Origin of the sequence: Sinorhizobium sp. 6-70 (assembly GCF_030124375.1) — a bacterium.
Classification (GTDB): Bacteria; Pseudomonadota; Alphaproteobacteria; order Rhizobiales; family Rhizobiaceae; genus Sinorhizobium.
In genome coordinates this window covers 220,302-235,847 of sequence record NZ_JASKLS010000007.1, presented here as the reverse complement: position 1 = coordinate 235,847, position 15,546 = coordinate 220,302, and the positions used below count along the sequence as shown (strand labels likewise).

The following is a 15,546-nucleotide window of genomic DNA, read 5'->3' as shown; positions in this document are numbered from 1 at the left end:
CGGATCGATCTTTTATCTATAAAAAACAGATAGGCACGCTAGCGCAGTGAATTTGAAATGGCAAGCCGTTCTGCCGGTTCCACTTCATTGCGTTCCTCCCAAACGCAACAACATGTTTTCATAGGCATTTCGGTATGTGAACAGGATACCGGCGTGCCGCTATCCCTTTTTGGCCGCCGCGCCGGCATCAAGCGAACGCAGCGTCATGCGTCAGGCCCGTACCGCGTCAAGCCCGAGTTCGGGTGCGACGAGCGTGTAAGGTTCGAAGGCGGCAAAGTCTTCCGTTGCGATCTTCCGGCGGGTGAGTTCCATATTGCGCTCGAGACTTGAAGGCTTCGCGGTACCGAGCAGAACCGAGGCAACCTGCGAATTGGAAAGCGGAAACTGAAGCGCCGGCGCCGCAAGCGGCATGCCACGGTCGCGTGCGATTTTTTCCATCGCCGCAACCCGTGTCCGCACATCGTCGCTTGCCGGCATGTAGTCGAAATGCGCCCCGTCCACCGGCCCGGTGGCGAGAATGCCGGAATTGAACACGCCGCCAACGACGAGCGACGTCCCCTTCTTTTCGCAAAGCGGGAGCAATTCGGCGACCGCCGAGCGGTCGAGAAGCGTGTAGCGCCCGGCCAGGAGGATGCAGTCGATATCGGCCTGCCGCATGACCTCCAGGCAGACGGGCACTTCATTGACGCCGAGGCCGTAGGCGGAAATGACACCGCTCGATTTCAGCTCTTCCAGGGCCTTCAGGCCGGAATCCATCAATTGGCGCAAGAGCACGGCATTCTTCGCGGCGCCGTGGGTGTAGACGCCGATGTCATGGACATAGAGGATGTCGATGCGATTGAGACCGAGGCGCGCATAGCTGAATTCGACGGACCGCATGATCGCGTCGTAGCTGTAGTCGAAGGTGACGTCGAAATTCAGCGGTTTGACGTAGGAATAGTCGGGAACCGCGTCCTCCGGCACGGGACGAAGCAGGCGGCCAACCTTTGTCGAGAGCACGAAGCTGTCGCGCGGCTTGTCCTGCAGGAAATCGCCGACGCGCCGCTCGGCCAATCCCAGCCCGTAATAGGGCGCGACGTCGAAATAGCGGATGCCAGCGGCCCAGGCGGCATCCAGCGTCGCCATTGCGGCTTCGCGCGTGCATTCGCGATAGAGGCCGCCGAGCCCGGCCGCGCCGAAGCTGTATTCGGTCACGGAGAGATCCGTCCGGCCGATTTTTCTCGTTTGCATTCCCTGTCTCCTCCCTCCAAAGATGCGCAGTTCTCACATCGTCAGAGTGTCGCCCCCAGATGCCAGGGAACGAATTCATTGTCGCCGTAGCCGAATAGTTCGCTCTTGGTCTTGCGGCCGGAAGCGGTATCGATGATCAGTTCGAAGATTTCGCGGCCAAGCCCGGCGATGGTCGCCTCCCCCGAAGCGATCACGCCGCAATCGATGTCCATGTCTTCCTCCATGGCGCGATAAAGCGGCGTGTTGCTGGTGAGCTTGATCGATGGCGCGGGGCGACACCCGAAACAGCTGCCGCGTCCAGTCGTAAAGGCAATGACATTGGCACCGCCGGCGACCTGGCCGGTTGCCGAAACCGGATCGTAGCCCGGTGTATCCATGAATACCAGCCCGTGCTCGGTTACGCGCTCGGCGTAGTTGTAGACAGCCGTCAACGGCGATCGTCCGCCCTTCGCGACTGCACCGAGCGACTTTTCCAGGATGGTGGTGAGGCCGCCGCGCTTGTTGCCCGGCGAAGGATTGTTGTCGAGCGATGCCCCGTGCAACGCAACGTAATTTTCCCACCAGGAAATCAAGCTGTCGAGCTTCACTCCCACGTCTTCATTGACCGCGCGGCTGCGCAAGAGATGTTCGGCGCCGTAGATCTCCGAGGTTTCCGAGAGGATCGCGGTGCCGCCGGCACCGGCGAGAATGTCGACCGCCGCTCCGAGTGCGGGGTTCGCCGTAACGCCCGAAAGACCGTCGGAGCCGCCGCATTGCAGGCCGACAATGATCTCGCTGACCGGTATCGGCACCCGCCGGGCCGTTGCGACTTCCTGGGCGATTTCATCGAGCACGCCGAGCGCGCGCTCGACAGAGCGGCGGGATCCGCCCGCCTCCTGGATGTTGAAATGACGCTTTTCCGCGCCGGAGCCGCTCTGGCCGTAGAGCGTCAGTTGGTTGACTTCGCAACCAAGCCCGACCATCAGCACGCCGCCGAAATTGACGTGGCGGGCATAGCCGGCAAGTGTCCGGTGCAGGTTCTTCATTCCGTCGCCGGTGGACGACATGCCGCAGCCCTGATCATGCACGATCGGCACGAAGCCATCGATGCCCTCATATCGCGGCAGGATACGCCGGTTGGCCTCGTCGGCGATGGCGCGACAGACCGTGGTGGAACAGTTCACGCTGGCGACGATGCCGATATAGTTGCGCGTGGCGGCCCGTCCGTCGGCCCTGCGGTAACCGAGGAAAGTCCGCGCCCTGTCGGCGGCGCTTGCGGATTCGGGCGCAACTGCGGCGCCGATCGCAAGACGGTCCTGGTCAAAGGCGAGATTGTGCGAATGCACGTGGTCTCCCGCGCCGATGTCGCTGGTCGCGCGGCCGATTGCCTGGGCGTACTTGACCACCGGCTCGCCGCTTCCGATCGCCCGCACCGCCACCTTGTGCCCGGGCTCGATCCGCAGCTTGGCCCTGGCGCCTCCCGGAAGCGGCTGCCCTGCCTCGATCGGAAAGGTGGCTACGGCGACATTATCCTCCGGCGAAAGAAGGATTGAAGACGGGGCGGACAAAGCGGCACTCCTGGATTTCGTTCCTGTGCATGGTCGCACAATCAATTTGTCTTTTATCCACAATAGACAGAAATACGTCAACAGGTATTATGATTGAAAACCGACGTCGTCGGCCGAAGCGGGTGTGCGGGGACTGGAGCCATCAGATGTCGAAATATGCCCGTAACGGCCGAGACAAATACGCGCCGCCGCGCTACAGCGTGATCGCTTCGGACGGTTTCGGATGAAGGGGTCATGAGCAATCAAAGTGCTACAGCGACCCTTCTGCGTCGGTTCAGATGCGCCACGCGATAGAGCAGCAACACGTTCCGGGCCGATGCCCGAAGCAACAGGGAACCAGCCGGACCTTCCATGGCCAAGCAGAACACCGTTTTCAAGGACGCCTTCAATCGCTGCCTGAAACTCTTGGCGGAGACCTCCACGCTGCCGTCCGAGCCCGAACTCGGGCAGGTGCTCGGGGTAAGCCGCACCACCGTCCGCGCCATTCTCGCCCGCTGCGAGGAACTCAAGCTGATCATCTGGGACAAGCGCCGGAAGATCGTGCTGCGCCGTCCCGACCCCTCCGATTATTTTCCGACCGAAGAGACCAATTCGCTCGCAGAAATCATCGAGCGCAGTTTCATGCGCCGGATTCTGGCCGGCGGCGCCGAACCCGGCATGCAGATCAACGAGCTGGAACTCGCACGCGAGATCGGCACTGGCACGACGAGCGTGCGCGAGTTTCTGATCCGCTTCAGCCGCTTCGGCCTGATCGAGAAACGGCCGAACAGCCACTGGGTGCTCAAGGGTTTTACCCGCGAATTCGCGCTCGAACTTACGGAAGTGCGGGAAATGTTCGAGCTAAGGTCCGCGGCGAGCTTCGTCGGCCTGCCGGAAGACCACCCCGCCTGGGAAGAGCTGAAGAAGATCGAGACCGTACACCGCGAAATCCTTGCCGACATCGACAACCGTTACAAGGAATTCTCCGAGCTCGACGAGCGCTTTCACCTGCTGGTGCATAAATCGTCCAGCAACCGCTTCATCATCGATTTCTACGACATCATCGCGATCGTCTTCCACTATCACTATCAGTGGAACAAGGCCAACTCGCGGGAACGCAATGCACGCGCGCTCGAAGAGCATCTCGCCTATATCGCCGCACTCCAGTCACGCGACCCGAAGCAGGTGGACCAGGCTTGCCGGCGGCATTTGAAATCTGCGCGGGAGACCTTGCTGCAATCCATTCCGTAGCCGACTAAAGGCTTACAGAACTCGGCGGCCGCTCAGTAGCCGGATGGTGGCCTCGACGTTTGTTGCTCGCCTGAAAATTCCTCGCGCAGGCGCTCAGTCGCGCTGACGAGGAGCGTGACATCGGTGCCGATGGCCATGAAATCGGCGCCGAGACCGCGATAGTCGTGTGCGTGGGCGAGATCGAGGGTCATGATGCCGCGCGCCTTGCCGGCGCGCTTGATGCGCGCAAAGGCATCGACGATGGCGGCCCGGACTTCCGGATGACCTGAGTTGCCGAGATGACCCATGTCGGCGGCGAGGTCGGCCGGGCCGATGAAGAGGCCGTCGACCCCATCCAGCGCAGCGATCTCATCGATCGCGTCCAACCCCTTCCGGCTCTCGATCTGCAGGATGAGGCAGATCTCCTCGTTGGCGGTCGTGAGATAGTCGCCGATCCGCCCGAAATTCGAGGCGCGGCCAAGCGCGGCGCCGACGCCGCGAATGCCGTGCGGCGGATAACGCACTGCGCGGACCAATTGCTGCGCCTGCTCGACGCTATCGACCATCGGGATAAGCAGCGTCTGAACGCCGGTGTCGAGCGCCTGCTTGATAAGCGCCGTATCGCCGACAGGAAGACGAACGATCGGATGGCTGCCGCGCCCGGAGATCGCGCGGAACTGCGCCGAAAGGAGCGGCAGATCGTTCGGCGCGTGCTCGCCGTCGATCAGCAGCCAATCGTAGCCGCTGTCGGCCACGACTTCGGCGGCATAGGGACTCGCCAGCGCCACCCAAAGGCCGAGCTGGAAACGATTTTCGCGGATCGCCGCTTTAAAGGGGTTTTTCGGGGCGGGCATTGATCGCTCTCCTGTCCTTTCCGGATCGGCTGGCCGTAATCTGCCCCTCATCCGGCTGCCGCCACCTTCTCCCCGCAGGCGGGGAGAAGGGGCAAGCGGCACGCCTTCGCCTCAAGACCCCCTCTCCCCGCGAGCGGGGAGAGGGCTGGGGTGAGGGGCAGTTCGCATTCCTCTCATTAATGTCGAGTCGGTAACGTCTTACCGGCAAAAGAAAAAACCGGCCAGAACTTTCCGGCCGGTTGGATTGAAGAACGGGAGCGCCGTTACCTCAGGCAATACCACCGAGGCAGACGTACTTGATCTCCATGAACTCCTCGATGCCGTATTTCGAGCCCTCACGGCCGAGGCCGGAAAGCTTGACGCCGCCAAAGGGCGCCTCGGCGGTCGAAATCAGGCCGGTGTTGACGCCGACCATACCGTATTCCAGCGCTTCCGCGACGCGGAAGACGCGCGCCAGGTCCTTGGCGTAGAAATAGGAGGCGAGGCCGAATTCGGTGTCATTCGCCTGGTGGATGACGTCTGCCTCGTCCTTGAAGCGGAAGAGCGGCGCAACCGGCCCAAATGTCTCTTCGCGCGCGACCGCCATGGCCTGCGTGACGTCGGCAAGCACCGTCGCCTCGAAGAATGTGCCGCCGAGCGTGTGGCGTCGGCCGCCCTGGACGACCCGGGCGCCCTTGGCAAGCGCATCGGCGACATGCTCCTCGACCTTGGCGAGCGCCGGCTGATCGATCAGCGGACCGAGAATGACGCCCTCCTCCATGCCGTTGCCGGTCTTCAGCTTGGCGACCGCGGCGGCAAGCTTCTCGGAGAAGGCCTCGTAGACGCCGTCCTGAACATAGATGCGGTTGGCGCAGACGCAGGTCTGGCCGTTGTTGCGGAACTTCGCGATCAGCGCCCCCTCGACGGCCGCATCGAGATCGGCATCGTCAAAAACGATGAAGGGGGCATTGCCGCCGAGTTCCAGGCCGAGCTTCTTGATCGTGCCGGCGCTCTGGCGATAGAGCTCGGCGCCGACTTCCGTCGAGCCGGTGAAGGTCAGCTTGCGGACGGTTGGATTGGAGGTCATCTCGGCGCCGATCTCGCGTGCCGAGCCGGTGATGACCGAAAAGAGGCCCTTCGGCATGCCGGCGCGCTCTGCGAGCACCGCGATGGCAATTGCGGAGAAGGGCGTCTGCCCGGCCGGCTTCAGCACCATGGCGCAACCGGCGGCAAAGGCGGGACCGGCCTTGCGGGTAATCATCGCGTTCGGGAAGTTCCATGGTGTGATCGCGGCGACGACGCCGATCGGCTGCTTCATCACCAGGATGCGCTTGTCCTTCTGATGGCCGGGCACAAGGTCGCCATAGACGCGACGCGCCTCTTCGGCAAACCACTCGATGAAGCTTGCACCATAGACGATTTCGCCTGTCGCTTCTGCGAGCGGCTTGCCCTGCTCGAGTGTCAGTATCCGGCCGAGATCGTCCTTGTTCTCGATCATCAGCTCGAACCAGCGGCGCAGCACGCCCGCGCGCTCCTTGGCGGTCTTCGCCGCCCATTCCTTCTGCACCCGTGCGGCGGTCTCGATCGCAGTCCGTGTCTCGGCGGCGCCGAGTTTCGGGACACGACCGATGATCTCGCCGGTCGCCGGGTTGTTCACTTCGATCGCGTTTTTCGGGTCGGCTTCGATCCAGTTTTCACCCACGAGAGCGGCCTGGCGAAACAGCGACGGGTCTTTCAAGTTCATGGCGCGTCCTTCCTCGGAAAAAATCTACAGAACTTATACAACTTTTTTCGCCAACTCGACAATGGTCCTGAACGCCGTTTCTGCATCCTCCTCGGCCATGCTGAATTGCCCCGCCTGGAAACGAATGGCCATGCGCCCGTCGACACGCGTCTGCGTCAGGTAGATGCGGCCGTCATCGTTGATCGCCTTGACCAGGGCGAGGTTATGGGCGTCGGCATCGGAGCCGCCGGCATGTCGAAACGAAAAGAGAGACAGGACCGGTTCTGTAACGATTTCGAAGCCCGGTTCGTTCCGCAAACGCTCGGCGAGCGCCTCCGACCAGCGTACATGGTTGCGGATCATCTGCCTCAGTCCGGATAGCCCGTGGAAGCGCAGCAGGAACCACAGCTTGAGCGCCCGGAAGCGCCGCCCGAGCGGCACGGACCATTCGGAATAGTTGATGATCCCGTCTTGCCCATGGGTCTTCAGATATTCCGGCTGGATTGCCAGCGTGCGGACCAGATCGTCCGGGCTACGGATGAAATGGGCCGAGCAGTCGAACTGAGCACCCAACCACTTGTGGGGATTGAAGACGACCGAATCGGCGCCCTCGACGCCCTGCCAGAGGTGCCGGAATTCCTCGCAGATCATGGCGGCACCCGCCCAGGCGGCATCCACATGGACGTAGAGCCCGTATTCGCGGGCGACGCGGACAACTTCGGCAATGTCGTCGCAGGCGCCGGTGCTGGTGCCGCCGGTGCAGGCGATGATGCCTGCCGGAATGTAACCCGCCTTGCGATCCGCCTCGATCGCCGCAGCAAGGGCAGCGCAGTCCATGCCGCGACGTTCACCAACGGTCGGTATGCGAACGAGGTTCTCTTCGCCTATGCCGCTCACCCAGGTGGCGCGATCGATCGAGGTGTGGACCTGATCGGAGGAATAGATGCGGACCCTGGGATTGGCGGCGAGTCCTGCGCGATTGCCGTTCCAGGCGAGCGCCCTTTCCCGCATCACCAGGACTGCAGCGAGCGTAGCGGAGGACGCCGAATCCTGGATGACTCCGGAAAAGTCTGCCGAAAGGCCGATCGCCTGCCGCAGCCAATCGAGCATCTTCGTCTCGAGTTCGGTCGCCGCCGGCGAGGTCTGCCAGAGCATGCATTGCGCCGCGACCGCTGTGACGAGATATTCGGCGACGACGGAGACGGGCGCGGCATTGGCCGGGAAATAGGCAAAGAAACGCGGGTGCTGCCAATGGGTCATGCCCGGCATGACGATCGTCTCAAAATCCTCGAAGATTCGCTCCATCGCCTCACCCGCTTCGGGAGGAGATTGCGCAATTTGGCCGGCTATCTCGCCGGCGGCGGTCTGCGCCCGGACGGGACGGTCCCGAAGCGATTGCCTGTAGTCCACACCCCAATCCGCGGCCTTGGCCGACCAATGCCTGAACGTCGCTTCGTCCATCGTTCCCTCCCATACTCATGTTGCGGTTCCATCGATGCTGGAACTTTTGTAGCGTGACGCCGAATCCGCCCTCCTGGCCATTATCGAGATGCTGGGATCTCCCAAGAGGATTCACGCGGCAAATAAGGATGTTCGTTCGTGACAGAAATCAACCATAGAAGAGCCGACCACCCGATCCACTCGATCTTCCTGGAGCGCTGGTCACCGCGCGCCTTTACCGGCGAGGAAATCAGCGAAAAGGATCTGCTTGCCCTTTTTGAGGCCGCGCGCTGGGCGCCCTCGGCGGCCAACGTCCAGCCCTGGCGCTTCGTCTATGCCCGGCGCGGCACAGAGCACTTTGCGTCGTTGCTCGACATTCTCGACGAAAGCAATCAGCGCTGGGCGAAAAACGCCTCGGCGATCGTGATCATTCTTTCAAAGACCCACAGGCTTACGTCGACGGGCGAGATGCGCCCGGCCTACACCCATGCCTTCGATACCGGTGCCGCGTGGTTCGCGCTCGCGCTACAGACGCGACTTGCCGGTTTGTACGCGCATGGAATGGCGGGGATCGACCGGGACAAGGCGATGCGGGTGCTGGGCGTACCGGAGCATTATCGCGTAGAAGCCGCCGTCGCGATCGGCAGACTTGCCGACCCGTCGACGCTCCCGGACGATCTGCGCGAGCGCGAAAAGCCGAGCCAGCGCAAGCCGCTGGCGGATTTCGTTTTCGAAGGCCGGTTCAAGGCCGACTGATCACCCAAAAGAAAACCGGCGCCTTACGGCGCCGGCGATTTTGCGATCCCATAGTCAAGCTGATCAGATATCGAGATTGGCGACGCTCAGCGCGTTTTCCTGGATGAAATCGCGCCGCGGCTCCACCTCGTCGCCCATCAGGCGCGAGAACAGACCGTCGGCGTCTGTCGCATCGGAAACCTTCACCTGGAGCAGCGAACGGACGTTCGGATCGAGCGTCGTTTCCCAGAGCTGCTCGGCGTTCATCTCGCCGAGGCCCTTGTAGCGCTGCATCGAGAGGCCCTTGCGACCGGCCGCGAAGATGGCGTCGAGCAGAGCACGCGGTCCGCTGATGTCCTGGGTGCCGTCACGGCGGCGCAGCACCGGCGGTTCGGCATAGACTTCCTTCAGTTTCGCCGTCAGTTGATCGATATGGCGGGCATCGGACGAGCCGATCAGCGCCATGTCGAGCACCGCGACTTCCTTGACGCCCCGCACCATGCGCTCGAGCTTCAGGCCGCCCTCCGCGGTGACCGTCCCGACCCAGCCGCGCTCGGTCTCCTCGGCGATGACGTCGAGGCGTCGCGCTACTTCCGCCGCCACGTCCTGATATTCATCGCGCCGGCCATTCAATTCGACGTTCAGCGCACCGGCGATGGCGGCCTGCTCGACGATCGCCCGGTTGTAGCGGGAATGCAGCCCATCCATCAACGAACGCACGCGTAGCGCGTCGTTGATGACCTCGCGCAGGTCCTGCCCGGCTCTCACCTCGCCGGTCGCGAGCGCGAGCGACGCTTCCTCGAGGCCCATGCTGATCAGGTAATCTTCGAGCGCCTTCTCGTCCTTCAGGTATTGCGTGGACTTGCCCCGCGTCACCTTGTAGAGCGGCGGCTGGGCGATATAGAGGTGCCCGCGCTCGATCAGGTCCGGCATCTGCCGGAAGAAGAAAGTGAGCAGCAGCGTGCGGATGTGAGCGCCGTCGACGTCGGCATCCGTCATGATGATGATCTTGTGGTAGCGCAGCTTGTCGGCATTGAACTCGTCCTTGCCGATCGAGGTACCGAGCGCCGTGATCAGCGTGCCGATTTCCTGGCTCGACAGCATCTTGTCGAAGCGCGCGCGCTCGACGTTGAGGATCTTGCCGCGCAACGGCAGGATCGCCTGGCTTTCCCGCGAACGACCCTGCTTGGCCGAACCGCCTGCCGAGTCACCCTCGACCAGGAACAGTTCCGACTTGGCCGGATCACGTTCGGAACAGTCGGCGAGCTTGCCGGGCAACGACGAAATGTCGAGCGCGCCCTTGCGGCGGGTGAGTTCGCGCGCCTTGCGCGCCGCTTCGCGGGCGGCCGCCGCCTCGACGACCTTGCCGACGAGGACCTTGGCTTCGCTCGGATGCTCCTCGAACCAGGAATTCAACGCCTCGTTGACCAGGCTTTCGACCACGGGCCGGACTTCGGACGAAACGAGTTTGTCCTTGGTCTGCGACGAGAACTTCGGATCGGGCACCTTGACGGACAGCACGGCTGTCAGTCCCTCGCGGCAATCCTCGCCCTGAAGCGTGACCTTTTCCTTCTTGGTTATCCCGGACGACTCCGCATAGGACGTCACCTGGCGCGTCAGCGCGCCGCGGAAGCCGGCCATATGGGTGCCGCCGTCACGCTGCGGAATGTTGTTGGTGAAGCAGAGCACGTTTTCGTGGTAGCTGTCGTTCCACCACATCGCCACTTCAACCGTGATGCCGTCCTTCTCACCGCGGATCGAGACCGGGCTGTGCACAAGGGGCTTCTTGGCGCGATCGAGATAGGCGACAAATGCCTCCAGCCCGCCCTCATACATCATCTCGTCGCGGCGGATGTCCGAATGCCGCTTGTCGGTGAGCACGATGCGGACGCCGGAATTCAGGAAGGCGAGTTCGCGCAGGCGATGCTCGAGCGTCGTGTATTCGAATTCGACGTTCGAGAAGGTCTGCTCGCTGGGCAGGAAGGTGACCTCCGTACCGGTGTCAGTGCCGGCGTCGCCCGTCACTTGAAGCGGGCCGTCGGCCACCCCGTGGGTGAAGCTCATCTCGTGGATCTTGCCGCCGCGGCGGATCTTGAGCTTCAGGGACGTCGAGAGCGCATTGACAACCGAAACGCCGACACCGTGTAGGCCGCCCGAGACCTTGTAGGAATTCTGGTCGAATTTTCCGCCGGCGTGAAGCTGGGTCATGATGACCTCGGCGGCAGACACGCCCTCCTCCTTGTGAATATCGGTCGGGATGCCGCGGCCGTTGTCGGTGACTGTCACCGAACCTTCGGGATTGAGGGTCACCGTAACGATATCCGCGTGACCGGCCAGCGCTTCGTCGATGGCATTGTCGACGACCTCATAGACCATATGGTGCAGACCGGAGCCATCATCGGTATCGCCGATATACATGCCCGGCCGCTTGCGGACGGCATCGAGCCCTTTCAGCACCTTGATGGAATCGGCACCATATTCGGCGATGGCGCCGGCTTCGGTCTCAGGAAAATCGGTCATTCGGCTTCAGGTCTTTCCAGGTTGCGGACGTCGTGATTCGGTGCGAATCACAGCGCGGAGGCCTTGCGGACTATAGGAAATTTGTCCACGGCTTCCAAATCCCGGACCGCGCCGGGCGGTCGGGAACAGGCTTTCATCCCCTGTCATTATCAGGAATTGTGGCTTTTTCCAAAATATCTTCCAAGGCGCGGATCGTCTCTTGCGACAAACCGCGTATCCGCCCGCTCAGCCGGTTGGCAAATGCGGTGTGGCCGGGCGGCAGGCCGGACGTGTCGAGCACCACCTTCGGATCGGAAATATCGGCGATCCGGAAGAGCTCGTCCGCCTCGTCCCAGATCACATTGAAATAGCCGGCGACGCGCTGAAGAAAGTCGAAGCTCGGCTGACCGCGTTTGCCATGCTCGAGCGCCGAAAGGTAGGCCGCGGAAACGCCGATCGCCGCCGCCATCTGCTTTTGCGACACACCCTTTCTGCGTCGCAGTTCGCGCATGGCCTCGCCAAAGGGCGTCATATCGCACTTCCCTTGGCGCGTGCCAGGCGGACGTAGAGCGCGCCCTCGCCCCCATGGTTCCGCGACGCAGGCTCGTAGGACGAGATCAGCGGACGAAACTCGGGAAGCGAAAACCAGAGCGGCACCGCCCGCTTCAGCGCACCGTCGCTTCCGAGCGACGTGCCCTTGCCGGTGATGACCAGGACATGGCGAAGGCCACGCTCGTGCGCTTTCAGCAGAAACTGCAAGAGCAGGCCGTGCGCTTCACTCTGGATCATGCCGTGCAGGTCGATCCGCGCTTCCAACGCCACGCGGCCCTTTGCGAGCTTGCGCTTCACCGGTCTTTCAAGCGGATGGTGCCGGTGCTCGGCCTTGCCTTTGCTGAGCGCAAAACCCTGTTCGGCTTTTTCAGGCGGGGCTGCCGCAACCTTCGGCGAATCCGGCTGGGCAGGCGCAACCTCCTGATCCTCGGCAAGCAGATCCGCGAGATCCTCGAGACGGCCAGGCATCGGCCGGGTCGACCGTGCGACCTTCCCCCAAAGAATGCGATCCTCGGGCGAAAGCTTCTTTTCTCTAGCCATGGCGGTATCTGGCCGCGGCCGTTCGGGGAACGAAGATGAAGAAGTCCGCGGCATGGCGGACCGATCCCGCCAGATTGCCCGCCTCGTCACCGGAACCGGTGAAGATGTCTCCGCGGGCGGGCCCGACGATCGCCGAGCCGGTGTCCAGCGCGAGCATCAGACGTGCGAACGAGCGTCCGCCGTCGAGATGGGTAAGGGTCTCGCTGGCAATATAGAAGGGGACACCGAAGGTATGGATCAACCGATCGACGGCGAGCGACCGGCCGGGTTCCAGTGGCACCTTGGCCGCAGCAACCGGCCCCAGGCCGTCATCGTCTACCGACGCATCGCGGAAAAAGATGAAGGAGCGATTGTGCCACAGGATCTCGTCGACCTTTTCGGGATGGGCCGCAAGCCAGGCGCGGATGCTGGCCATTGACACTGTCGCGGCATCGATCCCGCCGCGATCGATCAGCAGCTTTCCGATTGCGGAAAAGCGATGCCCCGTCTTTGCCGCATAGGTGATGCGGCGACGCGATCCGTCCGGATAGACGAGCCGGGCCGCACCCTGGACATGAACAAAAAAGACGTCGACCTTCGACCGGGCATAGGCAATCTCGAGTCCTCGCCCCGCGAGAAAGCCCCGCTCGATCGCCTCGCGGTCCGGATATTCCTCGATCCTGTCGCCGCGAAGGCGCCCGAAGGCGAAATACGGATCGATGCCTTCCGGCCGGTTGCCGTCGTCGATGTCGATCAAATCGGCGGGCCGGCGGTAGAAAGGGAAGCGAAACATCTCGTCCGGTTCGGCACGGACCTCGATTTCCGGTTCGTAAAAGGCCGTAACGAATCCTGTGCCGCCCTCGTCGGTTCGAACCCTGAACGGAAGAAACTGCTCCTCGAAGAAGGCGCGCGCCGCCGTCGCGTCGGCAACCTGCGCGCGGGCAGCCTCGAAAGCGGGCAACAGATCAGCGACGGAAATGCCGAGCGAGCCTGTCTTGTAGGGTTTCGTCGTGGTGACGTGGTGGTGGCAGCGGCGAAGAGCGGCGATAACGGGTGTCGGGTCGTCCGACTGCCAGCCGGGCAGTTCGGAAAAGGCGACCGGCTCGAGCTGAAAGGCCATGATCGCCTCAGTTTTCCGATTCGGTGGCGATCAGTTTCCAGTTCGGATCGCGCGATCGGATGTCACGCGAAAAGGTCCAGAGGTCGTTCACTTCGGCAACGGAGTCCGCATCGCCGTCGATGAGTTTGCCCTGCTTGTCATAGGTAGCGGAGATGAGCTGGCTGATGATCCGGACGGTGATGTTTTCCTCGTTGTCCTTGATCTCCGCATGGGTGATGTCAGCCTTCTCGATGCCGACAAAGGTCGACTTGACGACCTCGCCCTTGGCCTCCCGTTCGGCAATGGCGGAATCAAAGCCCTCATAGACCTCGCGCGACAGAAGTCCCTTCAGCGTCTTGCGGTCGCCATCGGCGAAAGCCATCACGATCATCTCGTAGGCCATCTTGGCGCCGTTGACGAAATCCTCCGGACTGAAGCTGCGGTCGGCGTCGCTCAAGGCCCTGAGCTGTCCGTTCAACGGCGTGCCAGCCTTTGCAAAGGTATCTATGGCAGCGTAGCGGGACTCGTCTTCGGCGGCACTTTCGCGGCGGGGAAGCTGCACGACCTTGCCGTTGTCGGCGCTTTCCGGCCCCTTGCTCATTTCGCGCGGCGAATAGGGATCGAAAGGCTGGCGTTCATTGCCAGTACGGCGCCCCAGAACGCTGCGCAACTGCAGAAAGATGACCACGGCAGCGATCAGGAAAAAAAACGTGATGAAGTCGAAAGAGCCCATTTCCACCCGGAACCGCTGTTAGAATTTCTCTTACTATCCCATATAGTCCGCAAGGATAAACCATTCAAATGGCGATGTCGCACCCTTAAACCGGAGGCCAACCAATTGCACGAATCTTCTGGCGAGCGTCGTCGATGCGTTCCCTGATCCTCCCGCTCGTCATCCTCGGGCTGCCGCTCGCTGAAATCGCCGGCTTCGTCATCGTCGGTCGCGAAGTGGGGTTGCTGATGACGCTGCTCCTCGTATTCCTGAGCGGCGCGGTCGGCATTGCGCTGTTGCGCATCCAGGGTTTCGAGGTGTTTCGCCGTGTACAGGAATCCGCTCGCGCGGGACGTGACCCGGGCCGCGAGGTGCTCGAGGGCGCGCTGGTCTTCGTCGCAGCGATCCTCCTGATCGTGCCGGGCTTCATCAGCGACATCATCGGCCTCATCTTGTTCCTGCCGCCGGTAAGGCGTGCCGTCGCCACATTCCTGCAGACAAGAATGACTATAGTGACGGCCGGAACCGGTTTCTACCGCTCGGGTCCTGGCGGAGGCGAAGGACGCACCGGACCGCGCGTCATCGACCTGGACGAGGACGAATTCTCCCGTGAGAAGAAGGATGACGACGGGTCCTCGCCGACGAATCGGATTTCCCGGTAGAAATCAAGAACGATAGCGGAGGCTGCTTCGCGCTTTTGGCCCGTTTACGCGGCAACAGGGTTATAATGCGTGCCGCACGGCTACGGGAAAGCGCGAAAATCGCGTGCCCGCTCCCCAAAAAAGGCCCGGCTGGCAAGGGTTGTAAGCCCAAGTCCGAAATGTTAGATGGCCTCACCGATTTGAAGTCCGAGGAAACTCTTATGACGACTGATACCGCATCCAATGGCAACGGCGGCGCCCAGCAAAGCCCTGCCCTCAATATCCTGGCCCAGTATGTCAAGGATCTTTCCTTCGAGAATCCCGGTGCGCCGCGTTCTCTGCAGGCTCGCGAGCGAGCACCGTCGATCAACATCAATGTCAACGTCAACGCCAATCCGCTCGCCGAGAACGATTTCGACGTCGTTCTTTCGCTGAACGCGGAAGCAAAGGACGGCGACAAGGTTCTGTTCAACGTCGAACTCGCCTATGGCGGCGTGTTCCGCGTTTCCGGCTTCCCGCAGGAACACATGCTGCCGCTGCTCTTCATCGAGTGCCCGCGGCTGCTCTTCCCGTTTGCGCGCCAGATCGTCGCCGACGCGACCCGCAACGGCGGCTTCCCGCCGCTGATGATCGACCCGATCGATTTCGCCCAGATGTTCGCGCAGCGCATGGCTGAAGAAAAGGTCCGCGCTCAGGTCGCCAACAGCAACGACACGGCCAACTGATCGGCCATCGAACTTTTTGGACGACGCAATTCCGGACGGAAAACCGCTACACACTCTTCCTGGAATTGCTTTACCACTTTAA

The 15,546-nt window shown here is 62.2% G+C and carries 14 protein-coding genes; 4 read left to right on the top strand and 10 right to left on the bottom strand.

Features of this window, described 5'->3' with window-relative positions:
- Positions 1-210: 210 nt before the first annotated feature.
- Together QN222_RS16165 and QN222_RS16160 are read right to left on the bottom strand one after the other, a co-directional pair.
- Positions 211-1,230 (bottom strand): aldo/keto reductase, encoded by a 1,020-nt coding sequence (locus QN222_RS16165; RefSeq protein ID WP_283960620.1) that lies wholly within the window; start codon positions 1,228-1,230, stop codon positions 211-213.
- 41 nt (positions 1,231-1,271) lie between these two features.
- Entirely contained in the window at positions 1,272-2,777 is a 1,506-nt protein-coding gene (locus QN222_RS16160; RefSeq protein ID WP_283960619.1) for an altronate dehydratase family protein, read from the bottom strand.
- 351 nt (positions 2,778-3,128) lie between these two features.
- Between QN222_RS16160 and QN222_RS16155 the strand changes: the two genes are divergently transcribed.
- Positions 3,129-4,007: a GntR family transcriptional regulator gene (locus QN222_RS16155; protein ID WP_283960618.1), complete on the top strand. Its 879-nt coding sequence runs from the start codon at positions 3,129-3,131 to the stop codon at positions 4,005-4,007.
- Between the two features lie 32 nt (positions 4,008-4,039).
- Here QN222_RS16155 and QN222_RS16150 read toward each other — a convergent pair whose 3' ends face one another.
- The 3 genes from QN222_RS16150 to QN222_RS16140 all read right to left on the bottom strand — a co-directional run bounded on the left by QN222_RS16150 (position 4,040) and on the right by QN222_RS16140 (position 8,003).
- The gene (locus QN222_RS16150; RefSeq protein ID WP_284005500.1) at positions 4,040-4,840 is read right to left on the bottom strand and encodes an HpcH/HpaI aldolase/citrate lyase family protein; all 801 of its coding nucleotides are present in this window, start codon (positions 4,838-4,840) and stop codon (positions 4,040-4,042) included.
- 268 nt (positions 4,841-5,108) lie between these two features.
- Positions 5,109-6,563: an NADP-dependent succinate-semialdehyde dehydrogenase gene (gabD, locus tag QN222_RS16145; protein WP_283960616.1), complete on the bottom strand. Its 1,455-nt coding sequence runs from the start codon at positions 6,561-6,563 to the stop codon at positions 5,109-5,111.
- Positions 6,564-6,596: 33 nt separating this feature from the next.
- The gene (locus QN222_RS16140) at positions 6,597-8,003 is read right to left on the bottom strand and encodes a pyridoxal-dependent decarboxylase (protein ID WP_283960615.1); all 1,407 of its coding nucleotides are present in this window, start codon (positions 8,001-8,003) and stop codon (positions 6,597-6,599) included.
- Positions 8,004-8,141: 138 nt separating this feature from the next.
- On the opposite strand from QN222_RS16140, the gene QN222_RS16135 reads away from it, so the two are divergent.
- Entirely contained in the window at positions 8,142-8,738 is a 597-nt protein-coding gene (locus QN222_RS16135) for a nitroreductase family protein (protein ID WP_283960614.1), read from the top strand.
- Between the two features lie 63 nt (positions 8,739-8,801).
- Here QN222_RS16135 and gyrB read toward each other — a convergent pair whose 3' ends face one another.
- The 5 genes from gyrB to QN222_RS16110 all read right to left on the bottom strand — a co-directional run bounded on the left by gyrB (position 8,802) and on the right by QN222_RS16110 (position 14,119).
- Positions 8,802-11,237, bottom strand: coding sequence for a DNA topoisomerase (ATP-hydrolyzing) subunit B (gyrB, locus tag QN222_RS16130; RefSeq protein WP_283960613.1), 2,436 nt, complete (start codon positions 11,235-11,237; stop codon positions 8,802-8,804).
- A 133-nt stretch (positions 11,238-11,370) separates the two neighbouring features.
- Positions 11,371-11,748, bottom strand: coding sequence for a helix-turn-helix transcriptional regulator (locus tag QN222_RS16125; protein WP_283960612.1), 378 nt, complete (start codon positions 11,746-11,748; stop codon positions 11,371-11,373).
- Positions 11,745-12,308, bottom strand: coding sequence for a Smr/MutS family protein (locus QN222_RS16120; protein WP_283960611.1), 564 nt, complete (start codon positions 12,306-12,308; stop codon positions 11,745-11,747). Before QN222_RS16120 ends, QN222_RS16125 begins: the two co-directional genes overlap by 4 nt.
- Complete coding sequence (locus QN222_RS16115; RefSeq protein WP_283960610.1) at positions 12,301-13,407, bottom strand: murein transglycosylase A; 1,107 nt, start codon at positions 13,405-13,407, stop codon at positions 12,301-12,303. Before QN222_RS16115 ends, QN222_RS16120 begins: the two co-directional genes overlap by 8 nt.
- Positions 13,408-13,414: 7 nt before the next feature.
- Positions 13,415-14,119: a Tim44/TimA family putative adaptor protein gene (locus QN222_RS16110; RefSeq protein ID WP_283960609.1), complete on the bottom strand. Its 705-nt coding sequence runs from the start codon at positions 14,117-14,119 to the stop codon at positions 13,415-13,417.
- 134 nt (positions 14,120-14,253) lie between these two features.
- Here QN222_RS16110 and QN222_RS16105 point away from each other — a divergent pair, with 134 nt between their 5' ends.
- Positions 14,254-14,760 carry an FxsA family protein gene (locus QN222_RS16105; RefSeq protein WP_283960608.1) on the top strand — a complete coding sequence of 169 codons (507 nt, stop codon included), beginning with the start codon at positions 14,254-14,256 and terminating at the stop codon, positions 14,758-14,760.
- 200 nt (positions 14,761-14,960) lie between these two features.
- A complete protein-coding gene (gene secB, locus QN222_RS16100; protein WP_225168271.1) occupies positions 14,961-15,464 on the top strand; it encodes a protein-export chaperone SecB in 504 nt (167 codons plus the stop codon).
- Positions 15,465-15,546 lie beyond the last annotated feature (82 nt).

What these genes read in the sequence shown, in the direction of transcription:
- QN222_RS16165 (WP_283960620.1), bottom strand. Translation starts at nt 1,230, where the DNA reads ATGCAAACGAGAAAAATCGGCCGGACGGATCTCTCCGTGACCGAATAC.
- QN222_RS16155 (WP_283960618.1), top strand. Translation starts at nt 3,129, where the DNA reads ATGGCCAAGCAGAACACCGTTTTCAAGGACGCCTTCAATCGCTGCCTG.
- QN222_RS16150 (WP_284005500.1), bottom strand. Translation starts at nt 4,840, where the DNA reads ATGCCCGCCCCGAAAAACCCCTTTAAAGCGGCGATCCGCGAAAATCGT.
- gabD (WP_283960616.1), bottom strand. Translation starts at nt 6,563, where the DNA reads ATGAACTTGAAAGACCCGTCGCTGTTTCGCCAGGCCGCTCTCGTGGGT.
- QN222_RS16140 (WP_283960615.1), bottom strand. Translation starts at nt 8,003, where the DNA reads ATGGACGAAGCGACGTTCAGGCATTGGTCGGCCAAGGCCGCGGATTGG.
- gyrB (WP_283960613.1), bottom strand. Translation starts at nt 11,237, where the DNA reads ATGACCGATTTTCCTGAGACCGAAGCCGGCGCCATCGCCGAATATGGT.
- QN222_RS16125 (WP_283960612.1), bottom strand. Translation starts at nt 11,748, where the DNA reads ATGACGCCCTTTGGCGAGGCCATGCGCGAACTGCGACGCAGAAAGGGT.
- QN222_RS16120 (WP_283960611.1), bottom strand. Translation starts at nt 12,308, where the DNA reads ATGGCTAGAGAAAAGAAGCTTTCGCCCGAGGATCGCATTCTTTGGGGG.
- QN222_RS16115 (WP_283960610.1), bottom strand. Translation starts at nt 13,407, where the DNA reads ATGGCCTTTCAGCTCGAGCCGGTCGCCTTTTCCGAACTGCCCGGCTGG.
- QN222_RS16110 (WP_283960609.1), bottom strand. Translation starts at nt 14,119, where the DNA reads ATGGGCTCTTTCGACTTCATCACGTTTTTTTTCCTGATCGCTGCCGTG.
- QN222_RS16105 (WP_283960608.1), top strand. Translation starts at nt 14,254, where the DNA reads ATGCGTTCCCTGATCCTCCCGCTCGTCATCCTCGGGCTGCCGCTCGCT.
- secB (WP_225168271.1), top strand. Translation starts at nt 14,961, where the DNA reads ATGACGACTGATACCGCATCCAATGGCAACGGCGGCGCCCAGCAAAGC.